20 protein-coding genes and 1 pseudogene are annotated in these 22,691 nt (G+C 69.3%); 14 read left to right on the top strand and 7 right to left on the bottom strand.

Going from position 1 to position 22,691, the window contains the following annotated elements:
- Window positions 1-92 precede the first annotated feature (92 nt).
- Window positions 93-915 (bottom strand): annotated as a pseudogene (locus A5680_RS17545) (carbon-nitrogen hydrolase family protein).
- A gap of 25 nt (window positions 916-940) precedes the next feature.
- A complete protein-coding gene (locus A5680_RS17550) occupies window positions 941-1,465 on the bottom strand; it encodes a DUF2505 domain-containing protein (RefSeq protein WP_055403966.1) in 525 nt (174 codons plus the stop codon).
- A 26-nt stretch (window positions 1,466-1,491) separates the two neighbouring features.
- Between A5680_RS17550 and A5680_RS17555 the strand changes: the two genes are divergently transcribed.
- Entirely contained in the window at window positions 1,492-2,589 is a 1,098-nt protein-coding gene (locus tag A5680_RS17555; protein WP_067821587.1) for a UDP-N-acetylmuramate dehydrogenase, read from the top strand.
- A 21-nt stretch (window positions 2,590-2,610) separates the two neighbouring features.
- Entirely contained in the window at window positions 2,611-3,993 is a 1,383-nt protein-coding gene (locus A5680_RS17560) for an Ig-like domain-containing protein (RefSeq protein WP_197499808.1), read from the top strand.
- On the opposite strand, the gene A5680_RS17565 is transcribed toward A5680_RS17560, so the two are convergent.
- The gene (locus A5680_RS17565; RefSeq protein ID WP_067821595.1) at window positions 3,977-4,726 is read right to left on the bottom strand and encodes an SDR family NAD(P)-dependent oxidoreductase; all 750 of its coding nucleotides are present in this window, start codon (window positions 4,724-4,726) and stop codon (window positions 3,977-3,979) included. The two genes, A5680_RS17560 and A5680_RS17565, sit on opposite strands and share 17 nt — an antisense overlap.
- A 173-nt stretch (window positions 4,727-4,899) precedes the next feature.
- On the opposite strand from A5680_RS17565, the gene A5680_RS17570 reads away from it, so the two are divergent.
- The 8 genes from A5680_RS17570 (at window position 4,900) to A5680_RS17605 (ending at window position 14,990) form a co-directional block, all read left to right on the top strand.
- Window positions 4,900-6,213: an ROK family transcriptional regulator gene (locus tag A5680_RS17570; protein ID WP_067821597.1), complete on the top strand. Its 1,314-nt coding sequence runs from the start codon at window positions 4,900-4,902 to the stop codon at window positions 6,211-6,213.
- Between the two features lie 29 nt (window positions 6,214-6,242).
- Window positions 6,243-7,544 (top strand): D-inositol-3-phosphate glycosyltransferase, encoded by a 1,302-nt coding sequence (gene mshA / locus A5680_RS17575; protein WP_231977649.1) that lies wholly within the window; start codon window positions 6,243-6,245, stop codon window positions 7,542-7,544.
- A complete protein-coding gene (locus A5680_RS17580) occupies window positions 7,541-8,050 on the top strand; it encodes a YbjN domain-containing protein (protein WP_055403960.1) in 510 nt (169 codons plus the stop codon). Before mshA ends, A5680_RS17580 begins: the two co-directional genes overlap by 4 nt.
- A gap of 10 nt (window positions 8,051-8,060) precedes the next feature.
- On the top strand, window positions 8,061-8,810 hold the full coding sequence (locus A5680_RS17585) for a phosphoglyceromutase (RefSeq protein ID WP_067821603.1): 750 nt from the start codon (window positions 8,061-8,063) through the stop codon (window positions 8,808-8,810).
- Between the two features lie 152 nt (window positions 8,811-8,962).
- Complete coding sequence (locus A5680_RS17590; protein ID WP_156349598.1) at window positions 8,963-10,183, top strand: cell wall metabolism sensor histidine kinase WalK; 1,221 nt, start codon at window positions 8,963-8,965, stop codon at window positions 10,181-10,183.
- A gap of 49 nt (window positions 10,184-10,232) precedes the next feature.
- Window positions 10,233-10,916, top strand: a complete 684-nt coding sequence (gene regX, locus A5680_RS17595) for a two-component sensory transduction protein RegX (protein ID WP_036352187.1) — start codon at window positions 10,233-10,235, stop codon at window positions 10,914-10,916.
- 718 nt (window positions 10,917-11,634) lie between these two features.
- The gene (locus A5680_RS17600) at window positions 11,635-12,057 is read left to right on the top strand and encodes an MmpS family transport accessory protein (RefSeq protein ID WP_197281275.1); all 423 of its coding nucleotides are present in this window, start codon (window positions 11,635-11,637) and stop codon (window positions 12,055-12,057) included.
- Complete coding sequence (locus A5680_RS17605; RefSeq protein ID WP_055403956.1) at window positions 12,054-14,990, top strand: RND family transporter; 2,937 nt, start codon at window positions 12,054-12,056, stop codon at window positions 14,988-14,990. The genes A5680_RS17600 and A5680_RS17605 overlap by 4 nt, the downstream gene beginning before the upstream one ends.
- 107 nt (window positions 14,991-15,097) lie before the next feature.
- Here A5680_RS17605 and A5680_RS17610 read toward each other — a convergent pair whose 3' ends face one another.
- Genes A5680_RS17610 through A5680_RS17620 form a run of 3 tightly spaced genes read right to left on the bottom strand, consistent with a single transcriptional unit; the run spans window position 15,098 to window position 18,221 of the window.
- Window positions 15,098-16,948, bottom strand: a complete 1,851-nt coding sequence (locus tag A5680_RS17610) for a GMC family oxidoreductase (protein ID WP_067821606.1) — start codon at window positions 16,946-16,948, stop codon at window positions 15,098-15,100.
- Window positions 16,945-17,274: a hypothetical protein gene (locus tag A5680_RS17615; RefSeq protein WP_067821609.1), complete on the bottom strand. Its 330-nt coding sequence runs from the start codon at window positions 17,272-17,274 to the stop codon at window positions 16,945-16,947. The genes A5680_RS17610 and A5680_RS17615 overlap by 4 nt, the downstream gene beginning before the upstream one ends.
- Window positions 17,271-18,221, bottom strand: a complete 951-nt coding sequence (locus A5680_RS17620) for a hypothetical protein (RefSeq protein WP_067821612.1) — start codon at window positions 18,219-18,221, stop codon at window positions 17,271-17,273. The genes A5680_RS17615 and A5680_RS17620 overlap by 4 nt, the downstream gene beginning before the upstream one ends.
- Window positions 18,222-18,264: 43 nt before the next feature.
- Between A5680_RS17620 and A5680_RS17625 the strand changes: the two genes are divergently transcribed.
- Window positions 18,265-19,017 (top strand): FadR/GntR family transcriptional regulator, encoded by a 753-nt coding sequence (locus tag A5680_RS17625; protein WP_067821615.1) that lies wholly within the window; start codon window positions 18,265-18,267, stop codon window positions 19,015-19,017.
- Here the strand turns inward: A5680_RS17625 and A5680_RS17630 are convergent.
- Entirely contained in the window at window positions 18,980-19,774 is a 795-nt protein-coding gene (locus A5680_RS17630) for a hypothetical protein (protein ID WP_055403951.1), read from the bottom strand. The two genes, A5680_RS17625 and A5680_RS17630, sit on opposite strands and share 38 nt — an antisense overlap.
- Before the next feature lie 119 nt (window positions 19,775-19,893).
- Here A5680_RS17630 and A5680_RS17635 point away from each other — a divergent pair, with 119 nt between their 5' ends.
- Genes A5680_RS17635 through A5680_RS17645 form a run of 3 tightly spaced genes read left to right on the top strand, consistent with a single transcriptional unit; the run spans window position 19,894 to window position 22,688 of the window.
- A complete protein-coding gene (locus A5680_RS17635) occupies window positions 19,894-20,910 on the top strand; it encodes a Ppx/GppA phosphatase family protein (RefSeq protein ID WP_055403950.1) in 1,017 nt (338 codons plus the stop codon).
- On the top strand, window positions 20,907-21,821 hold the full coding sequence (locus A5680_RS17640) for a hypothetical protein (protein WP_055403949.1): 915 nt from the start codon (window positions 20,907-20,909) through the stop codon (window positions 21,819-21,821). The genes A5680_RS17635 and A5680_RS17640 overlap by 4 nt, the downstream gene beginning before the upstream one ends.
- Window positions 21,822-21,845: 24 nt before the next feature.
- The gene (locus A5680_RS17645; protein WP_055403948.1) at window positions 21,846-22,688 is read left to right on the top strand and encodes a sugar phosphate isomerase/epimerase; all 843 of its coding nucleotides are present in this window, start codon (window positions 21,846-21,848) and stop codon (window positions 22,686-22,688) included.
- The last annotated feature ends 3 nt before the right edge of the window (window positions 22,689-22,691 follow it).

Genomic DNA, 22,691 nt, shown 5'->3' on the forward strand with positions numbered 1-22,691 from the left:
ACACCAGGACCGGGGGTTGTTGTCCCCCACCGCTTTCGGCGTCCAGCTCCCGCAGCACCGCGACCACCTGTTCGGTGGTCCTTGTGGGTTCGTCACCCGACCGATTCTGCACTATCGAGCTGAACGAAATCTGAGTGGTTGCGCAGCACCGCGATGCTCTCCCGGGCCTTGGCGACCCGATCGACGTCGATGTCGGCCACCACCAACTGCGGCCCGGGGCCGGCCGACGCCACGACGTCGCCGAACGGCGAGGCCACCAGGCTGCCGCCCACCCCGGTCGGCGCGCCCGAGCCGGTGAGGGGCTCGCCGGGATCGGCCTGGCCGGCCGCGGCGACGTAGCTCATCGAGTCCAGCGCGCGGGCCCGCGCCAGAAGCGTCCACTGGTCGAGCTTGCCCGGGCCCGAGCCCCACGACGCGCAGACGGCGATCAGCTAGGGCGCCGCGGCGGGCCAGCTCGGTGTACAGCGCCGGGAAGCGGATGTCGTAGCAGACGGTCAACCCCACCCGGACGCCGTCAACCGTGATCACCACCGGCTCGCGGCCGGGCGCGACGGTGCGCGACTCGGTGAAGCCGAAGGCGTCGTAGAGGTGGATCTTGTCGTAATGCGTGTCCAGACCGTCCGGGCCGGCCGCGATCAGCGTGTTTTTCACCCGGCCGTCGCCGGCCGGGGTGAACATGCCGGCGACCACCGCGATCCCGCTGTCGGCCGCGATGCGCCGCACACCCGTCGCCCAGGGACCGTCGACCGGCTCGGCGATCGGCCCCAGCGGAACCCCGAAGCGGCACATGGTCGCCTCCGGGAACACCACCAGCTTGGCGCCCGCGTCGGCGGCCTGGCCGCTGTAGGAGCGCACCAGCTCCAGGTTCGCGCCCGGATCGGTGCCGCTCAGTATCTGCGCCAGCGCGATTCGCATGGCCGCCAGCTTAGGCGCGGCGACCTCAAGGCATTCTGGCGATCCACTCCGTGGTGAACCGCTGCTCGGCGGCCATCAGTTCGGCCAACCGGCCGCCGATGAAATTCTCCAGCTTGCCGCCGATGATCGGGACGCGGACCTGGACGGTGGCCCGGAAGGTCAGCCGGGCACCGCCCGTCTGGGCGATCGGCGACAGCACAGCGGTGCCGTTCAGATTGACCGGGGCGTCCAGGATCGAGCCGACGACACAACCCTGCGCGGCCCCGTCGGCGACCGGACCCCAGGTCTCCTCGCGCCGGATGCGCAGATCGCCGCTGTGCAGCTGCGTGACCATCCCGGGCAGCTTGTGACTGTGGATCACCTGGACGGTGACCACCTCGACGGTGTCGTCGTCGCCCGTTTCGCCACCCACCCGCATCGACTCCAGGGTGGCGACGTCGACACCGGATCCGGCCAGGCGAGCCCGCCAATAGGTCTCGTCCGTGAACGCGCGATGAACCTCTTCAACGCTGCCGTCGTAATCGGCCGACAAGTCGAATGAACGCGGCATAGCAGGTGAGGCTACCGTTACGGGCCATGAAATCCAGCGATGCCGGTTCGACATTCGCCGGTGCGCATGTCGCCGAAGCGGTGTCGCTCGCGCCGCTGACGACGTTGCGGGTCGGGCCGGTGGCGCGCCGCCTGATCACCTGCACCAGCACCGAACAGGTGGTCGCGGTGCTGCGGGAGCTGGACGCCGAAAGCGGTGGGGGACAACAACCCCCGGTCCTGGTGTTCGCCGGCGGCTCCAACCTGGTGATCGCCGACACGTACGCCGACCTCACCGCGGTGCGATTGGCCAACAGCGGCATCACCGTCGACGGCAACGTGGTGCGCGCGGAGGCCGGCGCGGTGTGGGACGACGTCGTGGTCCGCGCCATCGAGCGCGGCCTGGGCGGGCTGGAATGCCTGTCGGGCATACCGGGTTCGGCCGGGGCGACCCCGGTGCAAAACGTCGGGGCCTATGGCGCCGAAGTCGCCGACACCATCACCCGGGTCCGGATACTGGACCGTCGCAGCGGACAGGTCCGCTGGGTGCCGGGCGCCGAGCTCGGCTTCGGCTACCGCACCAGTGTGTTGAAACGGGCCGGCCACGAAACCCCTTGGGTGGTCCTGGAAGTCGAGTTCGCGCTGGACCCGTCGGGCCGCAGCGCGCCGCTGCGCTACGGCGAGCTGGCGGACGCGCTGGGGGCGAGCGGCGGGGAGCGCGCCGAACCGGAGAAGGTCCGCCAGGCGGTGCTGGCGCTGCGGGGCCGCAAGGGCATGGTGCTCGACGACGACGACCACGACACCTGGAGCGTGGGATCGTTCTTCACCAACCCCGTCGTCGCCCCCGAGGCGTACGAGCGGCTGGCCGCGGGCGTGGACGGGCCGGTGCCGCATTACCCGGCACCGGACGGCGTCAAGCTGGCCGCGGGCTGGCTGGTGGAGCGGGCCGGCTTCGCCAAGGGCTATCCCGACGATCCGGCGGCCCGCTGCCGGCTGTCCACCAAGCACGCGCTCGCGTTGACCAACCGCGGCGGTGCCACCGCGGCAGAGGTGATCGCCCTGGCCCGCACGGTCCGTGACGGGGTCCACGCTGTGTTTGGTGTCACATTGCAACCGGAGCCGGTCCTGCTCGGCTGCAGGCTGTAGCTCCGAATCCGCCCGACCCCGATTTGTCGCGGCGGGGTCGATGGATTTTCCCCGGTATCTTTGACTTTCGTGAACACGTCGCGCAACCCGCAGCCGGTCAACCGGCGCGTGGCTTTGGCGACCCTCGGACTGGGGGTTTTCGCCCCCAGCGTGCTGGCCGCGTGCGGCGGCCCCGCGGCCAAACAGGCCGAGAAAAAGGAGCAGCCCGCCGCCAAGCTGAAGTTCCAGCCGGCCGATGCGACCGAGAACGTGGTGCCCATCGCGCCGATCAGCGTGGAGATCACCGACGGCTGGTTCCAGCACGTCGCGCTGACCAATTCCGCGGGCAAGGCCGTGGCGGGCAAGTTCAATTCCGATCGCACCGTTTACAGCACCACCGAGCCCCTGGGCTACGACGCGACCTACACCTGGAGCGGCTCGGCCGTCGGGCACGACGGCAAGGCGATCCCGGTCGCGGGCAAGTTCACCACGGTGTCACCCACCAAGAAGATCGGCGGCTCGTTCCAGCTGGCTGACGGCCAGACCGTCGGGGTGGCGGCGCCGATCATCATCCAGTTCGACGCCCCCATCGCAGACAAGGCCGCCGTCGAGAAGGCGCTGACCGTCACCACCAATCCGCCCGTTGAGGGCAGCTGGGCGTGGCTGCCCGACGAAGTCGGGGGGGCGCGCGTCCACTGGCGCACCCGCGAGTACTACCCGGCCGGCACCACCGTCAACGTCGACGCCAAGCTGTACGGCCTGCCGTTCGGCGACAGCGCCTACGGGGCCGACGACATCTCGCTGAACATCCAGATCGGTCGCCGGCAAGTGGTCAAGGCCGAGGTCTCGTCGCACCGCATCCAGGTGGTCAGGGACGAGGGCGTCATCATGGACTTCCCGTGCAGCTACGGCGAGGCCGATAAGGCGCGCAACGTCACCCGCAACGGCATCCACGTGGTGACCGAGAAGTACGCCGACTTCTACATGTCCAATCCCGCCGCCGGCTACAGCCACGTGCACGAACGCTGGGCGGTGCGGATCTCCAACAACGGCGAGTTCATCCATGCGAATCCGATGAGTGCGGGCGCGCAGGGCAACACCAACGTGACCAACGGCTGCATCAACCTGTCGACCGGCGACGCGGAGCAGTACTACCAGAGCGCGATGTACGGCGACCCGGTGGAAGTGACTGGAAGCTCCATTCAGCTGTCCTACTCCGACGGCGACATCTGGGACTGGGCCGTCGACTGGGACACCTGGGTTGCCATGTCCGCGCTGCCGCCGCCGACCGCGCACCCGCCGTCAACGCAGATTCCGGTGACCGCGCCGGCCACGCCGTCGACCGCGCCGTCCCTGTCCGGGACGCCCACGAGCTCCACTTCACCGACCACGACTTCCAGCCCGGGGGCTAACCCCGGCGGTTAAAGCGGGTCGCCGAGGCCTGGTCGCGCGGCTTCATGACGATCAGGTCGAGGTCGACGTGCGGTGGTCGGGATGCCACGAACCCGATCACCTCGGCGACGTCGGCGGCAACCAACGGCGTGATGCCGGTGTAGACGGCGTCGGCGCGTTGCTGGTCGCCGTCGAAGCGGACCAGCGAGAACTCGGTCTCCACCGCGCCCGGCGCGATCTCGGTCAGCCGCACCGGCTTGCCCAGCAGTTCGCCGCGCAGCGTGCGGTGCAGCGCCCCCTGGGCGTGTTTGGCCGCCGTGTACCCGGCGCCGCCGTCGTAAACCTCAAGCGCCGCAACGGAAGTCACCGTGACGATCAGGCCGTCGCCGGAGTCGATGAGCTTGGGTAGCAGCGCCCGGGTGACCCGCAGCGTGCCCATCACGTTGGTCTCCCACATCCAGCGCCAGTGCTCGAAGTCGGAATCGGCCACCGGCGCCAGCCCGCGCGCGCCGCCGGCGTTGTTGACCAGGACGTCCACCCGGCCCAGCTCCTCGGCCAGCGACGCGACTTCGGCGTCGTCTGTGACATCGGCCACAATGGCCGTTCCGCCGATTTCCCTCGCCAGGGCGTTGATCCGGTCCGCGCGGCGCGCCACCGCGACCACGTGAAAGCCCTGAACAGCGAGGGTCTGGGCGGTCGCCTCGCCGATTCCGGAGCTGGCGCCCGTGACCACCGCGACCCGTTCATTCCTGACATTTCCAGCCATCGAAACAACCTTAGTGAACGTGCTAAATTTTCGGGGTGCACCACAGCGCCCTGTCCAGCACCACCACCGCGTGTCTTTGCGCGGCGGGTGCGTGTTGTTGTCGCGCACTTCGCCGCTCCTGACTTTCAGGTGTGGCCAGTGACGGCCAACAAAAATCGGACAGAAGGACGCTCGTGCGCTCGAATACCCTTACCCAGACTCATCATTCGCCCAGCCGTGCCAGCTACAAGGGCCACCGCTCGGTGCGCCGTCAGATCGTGCCTCCGGCACTGCACATCGCCGACTCGGCGGCGGCCTCGGTCTTCCGGGCCGTCCGGTTGCGCGGACCCGTCGGGCGTGACGTCATCGCCGGCGTCACCTCGCTGAGCATCGCCACCGTCAACCGCCAAGTCATCGCCCTGCTCGACGCCGGCCTGCTGCGGGAACGCGCCGACCTGGCCGTCTCCGGGGCCATCGGCCGCCCCCGCGTGCCGGTCGAGGTCAACCACGAACCGTTCGTGACGCTGGGCATCCACGTCGGCGCCCGGACCACCAGCATCGTGGCCACCGACCTGTTCGGCCGCACGCTCGACACCGTCGAGACGCCGACGCCGCTCAGCCCCGCCGGGCCCGCGCTGGCCTCGCTGGCCGAAAGCGCCGCCCGCTACCTGCGGCGCTGGCATCGACGCCGCCCGCTGTGGGTGGGCGTCGCGATCGGTGGCACCGTCGACAGCGCCACCGGTCACGTCGACCACCCGCGCCTCGGCTGGCGGCAGGCGCCCGTCGGCCCGGTGCTGGCCGACGCGCTCGGGCTACCCGTCTCGGTGGCCTCCCACGTCGACGCCATGGCGGGGGCCGAGCTGTTGCTCGGGTTGCGGCGCTTCGTGCCCAGCTCACCGACCAGCCTCTACGTCTACGCCCGCGAGACGGTGGGCTACGCGCTGGTGATCGGCGGCCGGGTGCACTGCCCGGCCAGCGGTCCCGGCACCATCGCGGCGCTGCCCGCCCACTCCGAGTTGCTCGGCGGCAGCGGACAGCTGGAATCCACGGTCAGCGACGAGGCGGTGCTGGCCGCCGCCCGTCGGCTGCGGATCCTGCCTCCGGTGCCCGCGGGCCGCGCCAACGCGTCGGCAAACGGCCTCGGCGACCTGCTGCGGCTGGCCCGGGCCGGCAACGAGCCGGCCCAAGAACTGCTGAACGAGCGGGGGCGGGTGCTCGGGGAGGCGGTGGCGTTGCTGCGCGACATGCTCAACCCCGACGAGCTGGTGGTCGGCGGTCAGGCCTTCACCGAGTATCCCGAGGCGATGGAGCATGTGGAGGCGGCGTTCGCCGAGCGCTCGGTGCTGCCGTCGCGCGACATCCGGGTCACCGTCTTCGGCAACCGGGTGCAGGAGGCCGGCGCGGGAACCGTGTCGTTGGGCGGGCTCTACGCCGATCCGCTCGGCGCGATGCGCCGCGCCGGGGCGCTGAGCCCGCGCCTGCGCGACATCGACGAGCCTTCCGCTTAGCGCGAACCCCTGTCCTGGGCGTTGGGCTGGTGGGCGCGGCGTCCTGTAAAGATGACAGAGTGCGGCACGATGACGTCTTCCGGTTGAAACCGCGCCGCGTCGCAGTGCTGGCGGTGCACACCTCGCCGCTGGCCCAGCCGGGTACCGGCGACGCCGGGGGCATGAACGTCTACGTGCTGCAAACCGCGTTGCACCTGGCGCGGCGGGGTATCGAGGTGGAGATCTTCACCCGGGCCACCGCGTCGGCCGACCCCCCGGTCGCGCGGGTGGCGCCCGGCGTGCTGGTGCGCAACGTGGTGGCGGGGCCCTTCGAGGGCCTGGACAAATACGACCTGCCCACCCAGCTGTGCGCGTTCGCCGCCGGGGTGTTGCGCGCGGAGGCGTCGCATGAACCGGGCTACTACGACATCGTGCACTCGCACTACTGGCTGTCCGGCCAGGTGGGCTGGCTGGCCCGCGACCGCTGGGCGGTGCCGCTGGTGCACACCGCGCACACGCTCGCCGCCGTGAAGAACGCGGCGCTGGCCGTGGGTGACGCGCCCGAGCCGCCGCTGCGCACGGTCGGCGAGCAGCAGGTGGTCGACGAGGCCGACCGGCTGATCGTCAACACCGATGACGAAGCGCAGCAACTGATTTCGATCCACCGCGCCGACCCGGCGCGCATCGACGTCGTCCACCCGGGGGTGGATCTCGAGGTGTTCCGCCCGGGTGATCGCCGAGCCGCCCGGGCCGCGCTGGGCCTGCCGCTCGACGAGGACGTGGTCGCGTTCGTCGGCCGGATCCAGCCGCTGAAGGCGCCCGACATCGTGCTGCGCGCCGCCGCCAGGCTGCCCGGGGTGCGCATCGTGGTGGCCGGGGGACCGTCGGGCAGCGGGATGGCCTCCCCGGACGGCCTGCGGCGGCTGGCCGACGAGCTCGGCATCGCCGCGCGGGTGAGCTTCCTGCCCCCGCAGTCGCGCACGGACCTGGCCACCCTGTTCCAGGCCGCCAGCCTGGTCGCCGTGCCGAGCTATTCGGAGTCGTTCGGCCTGGTGGCCGTCGAAGCGCAGGCGTGTGGCACGCCGGTGGTGGCGGCCGCGGTCGGCGGCCTGCCGGTGGCCGTGCGCGACGGAGTCACCGGGACGCTGGTGTCCGGCCACGAGGTCGGGCAGTGGGCCGACGCCCTCGACCGGATGCTGCGCCTGAGCGCGCCGCAGGCCGAGGCGATGAGCCGCGCCGCCGCCGCGCACGCGGCCACGTTCTCGTGGGATAACACCACGGACGCGCTGCTGGCCAGCTATCGCCGCGCGATCCGCGAGTACACCGCCGAGCGTCGCGGGGTGGGCGCGTGACGTCCACCGTCGAGCGCGTCATCGAGGACGCGCTGCGCGCCAGCGGCCTGGAGTACTCGAAACACGATGGCGCGCACGGTGGCTTGTCGGGGCTGGTGGTGGCGCTGCCCGGCGAGCGCAGGCTCAAGACCAACACCATCCTGAGCATCGGCGAGCATTCGGTGCGCGTCGAGGCGTTCGTGTGCCGCAAGCCCGACGAGAACCACGAGGCCGTCTATCGCTTCCTGCTCAAGCGGAACCGCCGCCTCTACGGCGTGGCCTACACGCTGGACAAGGTCGGCGACATCTACCTGGTGGGCCGCATGTCGCTGGCATCGGTGGACGCCGAGGAGATCGACCGGGTGCTCGGGCAGGTGCTCGAAGCGGTGGATGCGGACTTTAATACCTTGCTGGAGTTGGGTTTTCGCTCGTCGATCCAGAAAGAGTGGGAGTGGCGGGTGTCGCGCGGGGAGTCGCTGAAGAACCTGGAGGCGTTCGCCCATTTGATCGACGAAGACGACGAATAAGCTAGCCGGCATGGGAGATACCGGCACGTTGGTGCTGCTCCGCCACGGCGAGAGCGAATGGAACGCAAGCAACCAGTTCACCGGTTGGGTCGACGTGGACCTGACCGAAAAGGGCCGGGCCGAGGCGGTCCGCAGCGGCGAGCTGCTGGCCGAGCACAACCTGTTGCCCGACGTGCTCTACACGTCGCTGCTGCGCCGGGCGATCACCACCGCGCACCTGGCGCTGGACGCCGCCGACCGGCTGTGGATCCCGGTGCGGCGCAGCTGGCGGCTCAACGAACGCCACTACGGCGCGCTGCAGGGGCTGAACAAGGCCGAGACCAAGGACCGCTACGGCGAAGAGCAGTTCATGACCTGGCGGCGCAGCTACGACACGCCGCCACCGCCGATCGAAAGGGGCAGCGAGTTCAGCCAGGACACCGACCCTCGCTACACCAACATCGACGGCGGCCCGCTGACCGAATGCCTGGCCGACGTGGTGGCCCGGTTCCTGCCGTATTTCACCGACGTCATCGTCCCGGACCTGCGCAGCGGCAAGACGGTGCTGATCGTCGCGCACGGCAACTCGCTGCGTGCCCTGGTCAAGTACCTCGACGGGATGTCCGACGACGACGTCGTCGGGCTGAACATTCCCACCGGTATTCCGCTGCGCTATGACCTGGGCGGCGACCTGCGGCCGGTGGTGCCGGGCGGCACCTACCTCGACCCGGAGGCGGCCGCGGCGGGTGCCGCGGCGGTTGCCAGCCAGGGCCGGCGGTAGCCGCCGACCGCTCCCATCGGGAGTTTTTGAAGGCCTGTTTGCCGAACATCGCGTGAACGGGAGTGGAACACCTGAAGCGCAAAGTGTGACTTGTCCGATTTTGGCCTCGTTCCGCTAGGGCGGTGTTTCCGAAGATTTGTAGGATTTGCTATGTGACTGTGTTCTCGGCGCTGTTGCTGGCCGGGGTCTTGTCCGTGCTGGGGCTGGCCGTAGGGGTAGCAGCCGGGACCCGGCTGTCGTCGAAAGCGGCCCAGCGCAGGCAGCGCGTGAGCCCGGACTGGACCGGGATCACCGTCGCGCAGATGCTGCAACGCATCGTCGCGCTAATGCCGCTGGGGGTCGCGGTGGTGGATTCCCACCGCGACGTCGTCTACCTCAATGACCGGGCCGCCGAGCTCGGCCTGGTGCGGGACCGGCAGCTCGACGACCAGGCGTGGGAAGCGGCGCAGCAGGCGCTGAGCGGCGTCGACGTGGAATTCGACCTGCGGCCGGCCAAGCGGGCGGCCGGCCGGTCCGGGCTGGCGGTGCACGGGCAGGCGCGGCTGCTCAGCGAGGAAGACCGCCGCTTCGCCGTGGTGTTCGCCCACGACCAGTCCGACTACGCGCGCATGGAGGCGACGCGGCGCGACTTCGTGGCCAACGTCAGTCACGAGCTGAAGACCCCGGTGGGCGCCATGGCCCTGCTCGCCGAGGCCCTGCTGGCGTCCTCGGACGACTCCGAAACCGTCCGCCGGTTCGCCGAGAAGGTGCTCGTGGAAGCCAACCGGCTCGGCGACATGGTCGCCGAACTGATCGAGCTGTCCCGGCTGCAGGGCGCCGAGCGGTTACCCAACGTGACCGAGGTCGACGTGGATACCGTTGTGGCGGAAGCCATTTCACGCCACAAGGTGGCCGCCGACAACGCTCAGATCGAGATTCGCACCGACGCGCCCAGCGGTTTACGGGTGCTGGGCGACGAAACGCTTCTGGTCACCGCGCTGGCCAACCTGGTGTCCAACGCGATCGCCTACTCGCCGCCCGGTTCACCGGTCTCGATCAGCCGTCGCCGCCGCGGCGAAAACATCGAGATCGCCGTCACCGACCGCGGTATCGGGATCGCACTGGAAGACCAGGAGCGAGTCTTCGAGCGGTTCTTCCGGGGGGACAAGGCACGCTCGCGCGCCACCGGCGGCAGCGGGCTGGGTTTGGCCATCGTCAAACATGTTGCGGCCAACCACAACGGCAGCATCGGGGTGTGGAGCAAGCCGGGGACGGGATCCACGTTCACCCTGTCGATTCCGGCCTACAAGGACACTGACGAAGAACCCGAGCCACCGCAGGGTCGCGAAGTGCGGCCCAACAGGTCACAACGAGAGGAAGAACTGAGTAGATGACCCGCGCGTATGACGATGCAGAGCGCAGCGATGAGGAGGAATCGCGCTTATGACTAGCGTCTTGATCGTGGAAGACGAGGAGTCGCTGGCCGATCCGCTGGCATTCCTGTTGCGCAAGGAGGGCTTCGAGGCCACGGTGGTGACCGACGGCCCCGCCGCCCTCGCCGAATTCGACCGCGCCGGCGCCGACATCGTGCTGCTCGACCTGATGCTGCCCGGCATGTCGGGGACCGACGTGTGCAAGCAGTTGCGCGCCCGTTCCGGCGTCCCGGTGATCATGGTGACCGCGCGGGACAGCGAGATCGACAAGGTGGTCGGGCTGGAACTCGGCGCCGATGACTATGTGACCAAGCCGTATTCGGCGCGCGAGCTGATCGCCCGCATCCGCGCGGTGCTCCGCCGCGGCGGCGACGACGACTCCGAGATCAGCGACGGGGTGCTCGAGTCGGGACCGGTGCGGATGGACGTCGAGCGACACGTCGTCTCGGTCAACGGCGACACGATCACGTTGCCGCTCAAGGAGTTCGACCTGCTCGAGTACCTGATGCGCAACAGCGGCCGGGTGCTGACCCGCGGGCAGTTGATCGACCGGGTATGGGGCGCCGACTACGTCGGCGACACCAAGACCCTCGACGTCCACGTCAAGCGGTTACGGTCCAAGATCGAGGCGGACCCGGCCAACCCGGTACACCTGGTGACCGTGCGGGGGCTGGGCTACAAGCTGGAGGGCTAGGCCGAGTCGGTAAAAGCGCGGTTTACCGCGCCGCCCTGGCGCCCTCGCGATGACCCTTCTTTTTCGCGTGGGTTGAGCAGCAATGCGTCATTTCGCAATGGAACCGGTCGCTGCATTCATGCGAACAATAAATTGACGCGGCCGGAAGCCAATCGGGGTCGGACAGGTCGCGCGGTCGGTCATTGGGATCGAACGTGTGGCCGCAATGCACGCAGGTCCTGACCTTGGTAGCCATGTCGTCAGGGTACGCGCAGAGGCGCTCAGTCGCTGCCCGTTTCTGCATTTCGCGGCATCGCCAAGTGTGCAATTCAACCGGAAATCGCCGGCGCCAGCGAATTACTTTTTGTAACTAATTCGGCCGTCGGCCGATGTCGAGGGCGCCGCGGTTCGAGGCGACCGGTGCGGCCATCCCGATGAATTCGACAGGGCGGCAGGCCAATAGGCGCCAGATCGGCACTGGGCGGCGAAATCGCCTGCGGCGCAGGCCGTTCCAGGGCTGTGATGCCGGCCGGCATCGGCGAGTGGCCCCAGGCGGCTTTCGGCAAGCGGTGCGGTCACGGGGCCCGGGCGACGATGTGGCCCCGAACACACTGCGCACCGCAGGAATTAATCCGGCAACCATGACGTTCGGGGTAGCCGTGGCGCGCGACGAAATGCTCGAACGGGTGAACTGTCTTAGCATCAGCCCATTGGTCGACCCTGATCGGGGGGAACGGTGTTGACGCTTCTCAAGCGGGCATGGGTTCCCCTGGTCGTGGTCGTGGCGGTGCTCATCGGCGGCGTCGCGGTGGACCGCCTCAACGGCGTTTTCCCGGGGCCCGGCCTGCCCAAGCCCGATCCGCGGGATGCGACCCCGCCCTACGCCGCCAAGACCGCCGTCTACGAAATCCTGGGGCCACCCGGGACCACCGGCGTCGTCAACTGGATGGATGCCGACGCGCAACCGCAAAAGGCCAACTTCACCACGTTGCCGTGGTCGACGACGATCGTCGCCCAGATGCCCGGCATCTTCGCCTACGTCGTCGCGCAAGGTGACAGCGCCTCCATCGGCTGCCGGATCACGGTCGACGGCAAACTGGTCGACCAACGGCAAGCCGAGACGCGCAATGCGCAGGTCTCCTGCCTGGATAAGTCCGCATGACCGACAACACCAGCGACACCGACGAAATACCCGTCGCACAACCCACCGAAGTCGAGCACAAGCCGCGCATTGCCCGCGCCGTCCGCGTCCTGGCGCTGCCGATCGTCGTCTGCTGGGTGCTGATCGCGGTCGGCGTCAACGTCTTCGTCCCACAGTTGGAGAAGGTTGCCGAGGACATCTCCGTTCCGCTCTCGCCGTCCGACGCACCGTCGGTCACCGGGATGAAGCACATCGGCGAGAAGTTCAAGGAGTACGACTCGGACAACCTCGTCCTGGTCACCCTGGTCGGTGATAAACCGCTTGGCGAGGACGCGCACCGGTTCTACGACGACCTGGTCAAAAAGATCCAGGCCGACCACGAACACGTCGAGCACGCGCTGAACTTTTGGGGACAGCGCTTCACGTCCTCAGGTGTGGAGAGCTACGACCATAAGGCCGCCTACGTCCAGGTCAACCTCAAAGGCGATCAGGGAGGGGCGGTCGGCGACGAATCCGTTGCCGCGGTGCGCAAGATCGTCGCGGACTCCAAGCCGCCCGCCGGCGTCAAGGCCTACGTCGCGGGCCAGGGAGCGCTGACCGCCGACGTGATCGTTGTCGGTGACAAGAGCCTGGCCAAGATCACCATCATCACGGTCGTCATCATCGCGATCATGCTGATGTTCGTTTACCGGTCCATCAGCACCGTGTTGCTGACCATGGTGATCCTCTTCGTCGGACTCGCGGCCGGCCGCGGCGTGGTGTCGCTGCTGGGCGAAACCGGCGTCATGGGGTTGTCGACCTTCGCCGTGAACCTGCTCACCTCACTCGCGATCGCGGCGGGTACCGATTACGCGATTTTCATGGTGGGCCGCTACCAGGAGGGCCGTGAACGCGGTCTGGACCGCGAAGCCGCCTATTACGACACCTTCGCCGGTGTCAGCAAGGTGGTCCTGGGCTCGGGTCTGACCATCGTTGGGGCGCTGGCCTGCTTGAAGTTCACCCGACTGCCTTACTTCAGTTCGCTGGCGTTCCCGTGCGCGATAGGTCTGCTGGTGGTGGTGGCGGCCGGGGTCACGCTGACGCCCGCTCTCATCGCAGTCGCCAGTGGCTTCGGTCTTTTGGACCCCAAGCGCAAGTTCAACTACACCCGGTGGCGCCGCCTGGCGACGGCCATCGTGCGCTGGCCGGCGCCCATCCTCGCCATTTCCGTCATTCTTGCTATCGTTGGCGCCCTTGGTCTCGCGGGCTTCACCCCGCGCTACAACGACCTCTACTACCTGCCGCATACCGCCGCCTCGGTGCAGGCCTACGACGCGGCCGATCGGCACTTCACCCAGGCCCGCCTCAACCCGGACCTCCTGATGATCGAATCGGACCACGATCTGCGCAATCCCCGAGACATGCTGGTGCTGGACAAGGTTGCCGGTGCCATCTTCCGGGTGCCGGGCATCGAACGGGTGCAGAGCATCACCCGACCGCTCGGCCCACCGATCGAAGACGGGTCAATTCCGTTCCAGCTCAGCGTGCAAAGCGCGCCGATCCGTGACAACCTCAACTACCTGAGAGACCGCGTCGGCGACATCAAGAAGATCACCGGATTCCTCGACACCCAGATCTCCCTGCTGGAACGCCAGTACGCGATCACCCAGAAGCTCGCCAACGCGACGGACGACAGCGCAAAAACCACGGCGGAGACCGCCGCCATCACCGACGAAATTCGCGACCACATCGCCGATTTCGACGACTTCTGGCGACCGATCCGCAGCTACTTCTACTGGGAGAGGCACTGCTACGACATCCCGATGTGCTGGTCGCTGCGTAGCCTGTTCGACGCCTTGGACGGGTTTGATCAGCTCGCCGAGAAGTTCCACGCCCTCACCGGCGATCTCACCAACACGGCCGCGGCCACGCGCGAATTGTTGGCGATCATTCCGGAGAACATCGCCGTGTCGAAGGCGATCCGGGATACGACGCTGACCATCTACAGCTCGTTCGACAGTCTGATCGACCAGTTCGACCGGCTCACCGATACCAATGCTGTGATGGGTAAGTCGTTCAACGACGCTCGGGTGGAGAGCCTGTTTTACCTGCCGCCGGAGATCTTCCAGAACTCCGATTTCCAGTTCGGGTTGAGCCTGATGGTGTCGCCCGACGGAAAGGCCGCGCGCTTCATCATCACTCACTCCCTGGACCCGGCAACCGCGGAAGGCATCAAGTCCGTCGAGCAAGAGCGCAACGCGGCCAAGGAGGCGCTGAAGCTCACCTCGCTGGAGAACGCCGACATCTACCTCGGCGGCACCGCCGCGACATTCAACGACATCGCCACCGGCGCCTGGTACGACCTGCTGATCGCCGCGGTGGCGTCGATCGTGCTGATCTTCATCATCATGGTTATCGTCACCCGCGCTCTGGTCGCGGCGGGCGTCATCGTCGGCACGATCGTGCTGTCGCTGGGAGCGGCGTTCGGATTCTCGACGCTGATCTGGCAGCATTTGGGCCACTTCCAGTTGCACTGGGTGGCAACGGAATTCGCGCTGATCGTGCTCTTGGCGGTGGGGTCTGATTACAACCTGATGCTGGTGTCGCGGATCGAGGAGGAGATCGGGGCCGGCCTGAACACCGGACTCATCCGCGGCGTCGGCGTGACGGGTCCGGTGGTGTCCGCGGCCGGTGTGGTGTTCGCCGTGACCATGGCCGCGATGCTCTCCAGCGACCTGCGGGCGATCGGTCAGTTCGGTACGACGATCGGTATCGGTCTGATGTTCGACACCTTCGTCGTTCGGACGCTGATCACGCCGTCGATCATGACGCTGATGGGGCGCTGGTTCTGGTGGCCCAAGCGGGTGCGGGTCCGTCCGGCGAGCCAGATGCTTCGGTCGGTCGGGCCGCGCCCGCTGGTTCGTGCGCTGCTGTACCAACCGCGGCACGCGGTTGCCCGGGACGCGCAGAGCTGATCCTCGGCAACGAGCGTGCGTTCAGGGCTTCGAGTGTGCGCCGAGGGCGCAGATCTCGCCGATTTCCCGCCCAGGATGCACCCGCAAAGCCCCGGCCGCACACACGATCAGCGGGCGCGGATCACCTCGTCGGCCACGCCCAGCGCCAGCGCCATGATGGACACCTGCGGGTTGACCTCCGGGCAGCTCGGCAGGATCGAGGCGTCGGCCACCCACACCCCGTCCACGCCGCGCAGCCGCCCCGTCTCGTCGACCGGGCAGAGCTGATCGTCGGCGCCGGCGGCCGCCGTGCCCGTCGGATGAAAAGCCGCCAGGTGCAGGCTTCTCGGGTCGCTGCGCCGCAACGCATCCTGCAGGGCGGGCAGCGACGTCACCGTCATCGCGCCGGGCAAACCGGTCAGCACCTCGCTCGCCCCGGCCGCGAACAACAGCCGGCCCATCGCCTCGAGCGCCACCACGAGCTTGCCGACGTCGGCGCGCGCGATGTTGTAGCGCACCAGCGTCTCGCCGCGCACCGTGGACACCGAGCCGACACCGCGATCGGCCACCATGGCGCCGAACGTCGCCACCCGGGGCGCCGCATCCAGCCAGCCGAGCAGCTCGGCACCGTAGCCCGGATACACCATCGAGCCCATCCCCGGCGGGGTGGAGGTCGCTTCGATGAGCACGCCGTGCGACTCGTGCAACTCGTGAACCGCGGCGCTTTGCAGCACGCCGTGCCAGGCCACCACGTCGTCCTCGAAGCGGCCCGCGAGCATGGTCGCCGGATGCAGCGCCAGGTTGCGGCCGAGCCGCGGGTGCGAGCCAAAGCCGCTGCGCCGCAACAACCCCGGCGTTTCGGTGGCGCCGGCCGCCACGATGACCGTGTCGGCCAGCACGTCCAGCGCGGTGCCGTCGGGCCGGCGGGCGCGCACCCCTCGTGCGCGCCCGTGCCCGTGCAGCACCCGCTCGACGCGGGCGTGGGAGATGATCCGCGTGCCCGAGGCGCACGCCTCGGGCAGCGCGTTGAGGTGCACGCCGAACTTGGCGTTGCGGGGGCAGCCGATCGCGCACTGGCAGGAGCCCTCGCAGCCCGGCGCGTTGCGCGGGATGGGCGCCGCCCGCCAGCCCAGCGTGGCGGCGGCCTCCAGCAGCAGCCGCCCGTTGTGGCCCATGACCTCCAGCGGCACCGGGGCGACCCGCAGCGTGCGTTCGACGTCGTCCAGGCGCGCGGCCAGCCGGTCGGAATCGGCCAGCGCGAGCCCGAATTCGTCGCGCCACCGCCGTTGCACGGCCGCTGGCGGGCGATAGCAGGTGCCGGAGTTCACCACCGTGGTGCCGCCGACCGCCCGGCCGATGGGCAGCACCACCGAGGGGCGGCCCAGGGCGACGGTGGCCCCCGCGCCGCGGTACAGCCCGGCGTAACGGTCGATCGGGTGGGTGGTGCGGAATTCCTCGACCGTCCACCGGCGCCCCTCCTCGAGGACGACGACGTCCAGGCCGGCCCGGGCCAGCGCGCGGGCCGCCATCGCCCCGCCGGCGCCCGACCCCACGATCACCGCGTCGGCGGTGACGACGGAGGCCTCAGCGGCCGACGACACGATGTTCAGCGCGGCGTCGGGCCGGGCGGTCGCGTGCTGGCCGGCGTGCGAAATCAATTCCGTCGCATAGGTTTCCGCGCCGTTGGCCAGCAACACGATCGCCTTCATGGCCTCGACGGCCGCGCCGGCGTCCGGGCTCAGCGCGGCGACCCGGCGCAGGACCTGCTCCCGGCGGTCGGGGCCGAGCCGCGACAATGGCCGGCCGGTGGTGGCGTAGCTCGCCGCGGCCAGCGTGAACAACCCGGCGCGCACGGCCACGCGTGATGTCGTGGGCAGCTGCCGCAGGTAGCGCTCGACACGGCCGGTCAGCTCGGGGGGCGTCGGGCCGCCGTGCTCCTCCGGCAGCAGGGCGGTTCCGAACGAGGCGACCAGGCTCATGTCGTCCGCGCGAGCCGGCGGCCCAGCTTGATGAAGAACGGATAGGTGGCGAAGATGGCGGCGGCCGCCGCGTGCAGGGGCCAGTCCGCTTTGGCGGTGTTGACGCGGAAAACCCCGCTGTTCCACATGAAGTCGCGACCGTTGCGGGCGCGGAACGGCCGCCACAGCACCCCCAGTCCGGGGACGTTGTTGTACAAGCCGAACGAGCCGCCGAAGAAGACGCCCAGCGTGGCGGCCTCGGCGGCGGCGCGCTGCTCGGCGGGCAGCCGCCGCTCGATCAGCAGGCCGGAGGCGAACAGCAGCGGTGGGTCGAGCAGAAAGCTCATGAAAGGATCCTTTCGTTGACCTCGGGTGCCGCGCGGCCGCGCAGGCCCACTTCGGCGTGCCCGGTGCCCAGCACCGACCACCGCCGGTCGTCGATCTCGATGTGGACGTCGGCCTGTTCGGTGTTGGTGCACACCGCTTTTCCGCCGTCGGGGTCGGTGTACTCCAGGCTCACGCACCGCTCCGCGGGCTGGTCCACGCGGATCAGGACCCGACGGCCGCCGATGCGGCCCTCCAGCTGCCAGTGCGCCAGCCCAAGGGTCGTCCGCATCCGCAGCGACGGCAAAGGGCTTGCGGGCCAATCCTTTCCGTCGATGCGAAACCGCACGAACGCCAGCGGAGCCAGCTTGTTCAGCCCCGGCCTATTGGAGACCGCCGCAACAACTTCCATGACGTCGCCGTTGCCGAGGTCGGCGTGGACCCAACCCCAGCGCTTGGCGTTGCCGTGCCCGTAGATGTGCGCGACGCCGCCACGCCAGCCGTCGATGCGCGCCGCGGTGCCGCCGACGGTCAGCGAGCCGGTGAAGTCGGCGGTGGGGGCGATGACGACCTGGGCGCCCGGCAACAGCTCGCGGTCCCAGGCCGCGCGGGGAAACGTCCACAGCGGTGCGCCGGTGTCCGTCCACGCCAGGTCCCAGGCGAGCGACCCGGCGCGTCCGCTGAGCTGCCCGTCGCCCACCCGGACGCCTTCGGCGTCGAACCACCAGGACCCGCTGGCGGGCCGGGTGGGCGCGGGACCGAACCGCTCGGTGCGGGGCGGGCCTTCGGGCGAAAACCAGGTGGCCCAGCCGTGCGCGTAGGCGTCGCCGGCGAGCGGGGCGACCGTCTCGCAGTGCACCCACAGCCCGGCGCGCGTCGCCGGATCCGACAGGGTGGCGTACCACACTTCCAGGCGGCCGGCCTTGCCGCGCCAGCGTGGATTCGCCGCCGATTGCGTGTCGCCGTCCATTGCTCAACCTCCCGAGGGTTAATCCACTATATTGGTTGAGCCAATGAACCAGTCAAATCCGCTGCGTCCGCCGGACCGTCAACGCGTCGACGAACAGATCGCCGCGTCGATCACCGACGCGATCCTCGACGGCGCGTTTCCGCCGGGCTCGGCCCTGCCGCCCGAGCGCGAGCTGGCCGAACAGCTCGGCGTCAACCGCACGTCGCTGCGCCAGGGCCTGGCCCGGCTCCAGCAGATGGGCCTGATCGAGGCCCGGCACGGCAGCGGCAACGTGGTCTCCGACCCGCAGGGGCTCACCCACCCCGCGGTGGTCGAGGCGCTGGTGCGCAAGCTGGGGCCGGAGTTTTTGGTGGAGCTGTTCGAGATCCGGGCGGCGTTGGGGCCGTTGATCGGGCGATCGGCGGCGCGACGGCGCGCCCCCGAGGATGCCGAGACGCTGCGCGCCGCGCTGGCCGCGGTCGTTGAGGCCGACAGCGCTGCGGCGCGCCAGGCCGCCGACCTCGCCTACTTCCGGGTGCTCATCCACCACAGCCGCAACCGCGCGCTGGGGTTGCTCTATCGCTGGGTCGAGCACGCCTTCGGCGGCCGCGAGCACCAGCTCACCGCGGCGTACGACGACGCCGCGCCGGTGGTGGCCGGGCTCACCGCGATCACCGAGGCCGTGCTGGCGGGCGACGAAGCGGGGGCCGCCGCGGCCGTCGAGGCGTACCTGCACGCCAGCGCGCAGCGAATGGTGTTGTCCTACAACAAAACCGAGGCTATTCCGCGAGGCGAGTCGCGGGATGAACCGCGATGAGGCCCAATTTGGCGCGGCGCTTGCACATGGCCGCCAGCTCCGCGTAGGCCTTGGCGCCGAGCAACTCGGTGAGCTCGTCGGCCATGCTCTCCCACACCTGCTTGGCGCCGACGTGGGCGCCCGGGTCACCCGTGCAGTACCAATGCAGGTCGGCGCCCCCGGAACCCCAGCCGCGCCGATCGTATTCGGTGACAGTGGTTTTGAGGATCTCGGTGCCGTCGGGCCGCGTCACCCACTCCTGGCTGCGCCGGATCGGCAGCTGCCAGCAGACGTCGGGCTTCATGGTCAGCGGCGCCACGCCCAGCTTGAGGGCCTTGCTGTGCAGCGCGCACCCGACACCCCCCGGGAAGCCGGGCCGGTTCAAGAAAATGCAGGCGTCCTTATGTTTGCGGGTGCGGTACTGGGCCTGCCCGTCGTGCTCGTCGAGTTCCAGGTATCCCTTGCGGCCCAAGCCCTTTTCGCGGAATTGCCAGTCGTCGTCGGTCAGGTGCCGCACCGCGTCGTCGAGCCGGGCGCGGTCGTCGTCGTCGGACAGGAACGCCCCGTGCGAGCAGCAGCCGTCGTCCGGGCGGCCCGCCACCGTGCCGTGGCAGGCGGGGGTGCCGAACACGCACGTCCACCGCGACAGCAGCCAGGTCAGGTCGGCCGCGATCAGGTGCTCCGGATTGTCCGGGTCGTAGAACTCCACCCATTCACGGGCGAAGTCCAGCTCGACCTCTTGTCCCGGCTCAGGGTAGGAATTCGCCACGGCGTCCACGTTAGACGACGCATCCGGCTCTTCGACCCGCTGACACTCGGGGCCCGACCGAACATCGTCGGCAACTTCCTTTGCGGCCCGCACGCGGGGTCCGCCCATATCCGACTAGGTTGTTTTCCGTGCGATTGGGCGTTCTCGACGTGGGCAGCAACACAGTTCATCTGTTGGTGGTTGATGCGCACCGTGGTGGGCATCCCACGCCCATGAGTTCGACGAAGGCCACCCTGCGGCTGGCCGAGTCGATCGACAGCTCGGGCAAGATCACCAAGCGCGGCGCCGAGAAGCTGATCTCCACGATCGACGAGTTCGCCAAGATCGCCGACAGCTCCGGCTGCGCCGAGTTGATGGCCTTCGCGACCTCCGCGCTGCGCGACGCGGTGAACTCCGACGACGTGCTGACCCGCGTCCGCAAGGAAACCGGCGTCGAACTGGAGGCGCTGAGCGGGGTCGATGAGTCGCGGCTGACCTTCCTCGCGGTGCGCCGCTGGTACGGGTGGAGCGCGGGGCGGATCATCAACCTCGACATCGGCGGCGGCTCGTTGGAGATGTCCAGCGGCGTCGACGAGGAGCCGGAGGTGGCGCTGTCGCTGCCGCTGGGCGCCGGCCGGCTGACCCGCGAGTGGCTGCCCGACGACCCACCCGGGCGGCGCCGGGTGGGGATGCTGCGGGACTGGCTGGACGCCGAGCTCGCCGAGTCCGCCGTGACCATGCTGGAAGCCGGCGCTCCGGACCTGGCGGTGGCGACGTCGAAGACGTTTCGCTCGCTGGCGCGGCTCACCGGTGCGGCCCCGTCGGCCGACGGGCCGCGGGTGAAGCGGACGCTCACAGCAAACGGCCTCAGGCAACTCATATCTTTCATCTCTAGGATGACGACCGCCGACCGGGCAGAACTGGAAGGAGTGAGCGCCGAGCGGGCGCCGCAGATCGTGGCGGGTGCGCTGGTGGCGGAGGCGAGTATGCGAGCGCTGTCGATCGAATCGGTGGATATCTGCCCGTGGGCATTACGGGAAGGTCTCATCTTGCGCAAACTCGACAGCGAAGCCGACGGAACGCCCCTCATGAAGCGATCCGTGCGCGATGCTGGAGGCCAGGCAGGTGATCGGGACGGCAACCGATCGAGAGGCGACAAAGCATGACCGGACCACACTCCGAGACCGAGAGCGCGGGCACTCGGCCGATCTCGGTGGCCGAACTTCTGGCCAGGAATGGAACCATCGGCGCCCCGGCGGTCACCCGGCGGCGCCGCCGCCGGCGCGGTGACAGCGACGCGGTGACCGTCGCCGAGCTGACCGGCGAGATTCCGGTCATCTCCGACGACGACGAGGACCCCCGCACCGCCGAGCAACCGAGCGCCGAACCCGTCGCCACCGCCCCGCAGCAGCAAACCGAAGCCAAGCCCGCCACCGCGTACTGGTCGCAGCCGGAGCCGCGCTGGCCCAAGTCGCAGCCGAAGAAGCCGTCCGGACCGGAGCGCAGCGAGTACCCGCGCCCGCTGAGCCATGCCGAGGCGACGAACGGCACGGGCCAATCCGGCGCCGAGGACATGAATCCCGACCCGCTGGACCATTACAGCGACCTCCCGGTCGACGTGATGGATTCGGAGGTGCGCGAGGCCGAAACCGCGCAGGAGGATTCCGCGTACGTGCGCTCCTACCTGCAGACGGAGACCGACGAGGCCGAGGAGGACGTCGACCCGCTGGCCGCCGGATACGTGCCCGAGGAGGACCTCGACGAGACGAGGCACGCGGACGCGGCCACCGACACCCACGCGCCCGGCCGGTTCGAGGGGATCTGGCGCGGCAGCCTGGTCGTGTTCCAGTCGATCCTGGCCGTCGCTTTCGGCGCGGGACTGTTCGTCGCCTTCGACCAGTTGTGGCGCTGGAACAGCATCGTGGCCCTGGTGCTCTCGGTGCTGGTGATCCTGGGCCTGGTGGTCGGCGTCCGGGTGGTGCGCAAGACCGAGGACATCGCCAGCACGTTGATCGCGGTCGCGGTGGGGGCGTTGATCACCCTGGGCCCCCTGGCGCTGTCGCTGCAGTCGGGCTAGGCGGACCCGGGACCACACAGACCGTTGCGCCCAGCTATCAAAGTCGGACTCTCAACGGCTTCGGTGTACCCATTGCGGGCCGAGGCCGCGTTCGAGTACGCCGCCCGGCTCGGCTACGACGGGGTCGAGCTGATGGTGTGGGCCGAAACGGTCAGTCAGGACATCGACGCCGTCGCCAAACTGTCCCGGCGCTATCGGGTACCGGTGCTGTCCGTGCACGCGCCCTGCCTGCTGATCTCGCAACGGGTGTGGGGCGCCAACCCGATCCCCAAGCTGGACCGCAGCGTGCGCGCCGCCGAGCAGCTCGGCGCGCAGACCGTCGTCGTGCACCCTCCGTTTCGCTGGCAGCGGCGCTACGCCGAGGGCTTCAGCGAGCAGGTCGCGGCGCTGGAGGCCTCGAGCGACGTGATGGTCGCGGTGGAAAACATGTTCCCGTTCCGCGCGGACCGGTTCTTCGGATCGGGCCAATCGCTGGAGCGGATGCGCCGGCGTGGCGGCGGCCCGGGCCCGGCCATCTCGGCGTTCGCGCCCTCCTACGACCCGTTGGACGGCAACCACGCGCACTACACCCTGGACCTGTCCCACACCGCGACCGCGGGCAGCGATTCGTTGGACATGGCCCAGCGGATGGGCGACGGGCTGGTCCACCTGCATCTGTGCGACGGCAGTGGTCTGCCCGCCGACGAGCACCTGGTGCCCGGGCACGGCACCCAGCCCACCGCGGAGGTCTGCCAGATGCTGGCCGGCAGCCACTTCGGCGGCCACGTCATCCTGGAGGTGTCCACGTCCAGCGCGCGTTCGGCCAACGAGCGCGAAAGCATGCTCGCCGAATCGCTGCAGTTCGCCCGCACGCACCTGCTGCGCTGATCA

It is taken from the genome of Mycobacterium sp. E2989, assembly GCF_001667595.1.
Taxonomy (GTDB): Bacteria; Actinomycetota; Actinomycetes; order Mycobacteriales; family Mycobacteriaceae; genus Mycobacterium.

Excerpts from the sequence above, each read along its gene's own strand:
- A5680_RS17550 (WP_055403966.1), bottom strand. The coding sequence starts at position 1,465 with ATGCCGCGTTCATTCGACTTGTCGGCCGATTACGACGGCAGCGTTGAA.
- A5680_RS17555 (WP_067821587.1), top strand. The coding sequence starts at position 1,492 with ATGAAATCCAGCGATGCCGGTTCGACATTCGCCGGTGCGCATGTCGCC.
- A5680_RS17565 (WP_067821595.1), bottom strand. The coding sequence starts at position 4,726 with ATGGCTGGAAATGTCAGGAATGAACGGGTCGCGGTGGTCACGGGCGCC.
- A5680_RS17585 (WP_067821603.1), top strand. The coding sequence starts at position 8,061 with ATGGGAGATACCGGCACGTTGGTGCTGCTCCGCCACGGCGAGAGCGAA.
- regX (WP_036352187.1), top strand. The coding sequence starts at position 10,233 with ATGACTAGCGTCTTGATCGTGGAAGACGAGGAGTCGCTGGCCGATCCG.
- A5680_RS17605 (WP_055403956.1), top strand. The coding sequence starts at position 12,054 with ATGACCGACAACACCAGCGACACCGACGAAATACCCGTCGCACAACCC.
- A5680_RS17610 (WP_067821606.1), bottom strand. The coding sequence starts at position 16,948 with ATGAGCCTGGTCGCCTCGTTCGGAACCGCCCTGCTGCCGGAGGAGCAC.
- A5680_RS17615 (WP_067821609.1), bottom strand. The coding sequence starts at position 17,274 with ATGAGCTTTCTGCTCGACCCACCGCTGCTGTTCGCCTCCGGCCTGCTG.
- A5680_RS17620 (WP_067821612.1), bottom strand. The coding sequence starts at position 18,221 with ATGGACGGCGACACGCAATCGGCGGCGAATCCACGCTGGCGCGGCAAG.
- A5680_RS17625 (WP_067821615.1), top strand. The coding sequence starts at position 18,265 with ATGAACCAGTCAAATCCGCTGCGTCCGCCGGACCGTCAACGCGTCGAC.
- A5680_RS17640 (WP_055403949.1), top strand. The coding sequence starts at position 20,907 with ATGACCGGACCACACTCCGAGACCGAGAGCGCGGGCACTCGGCCGATC.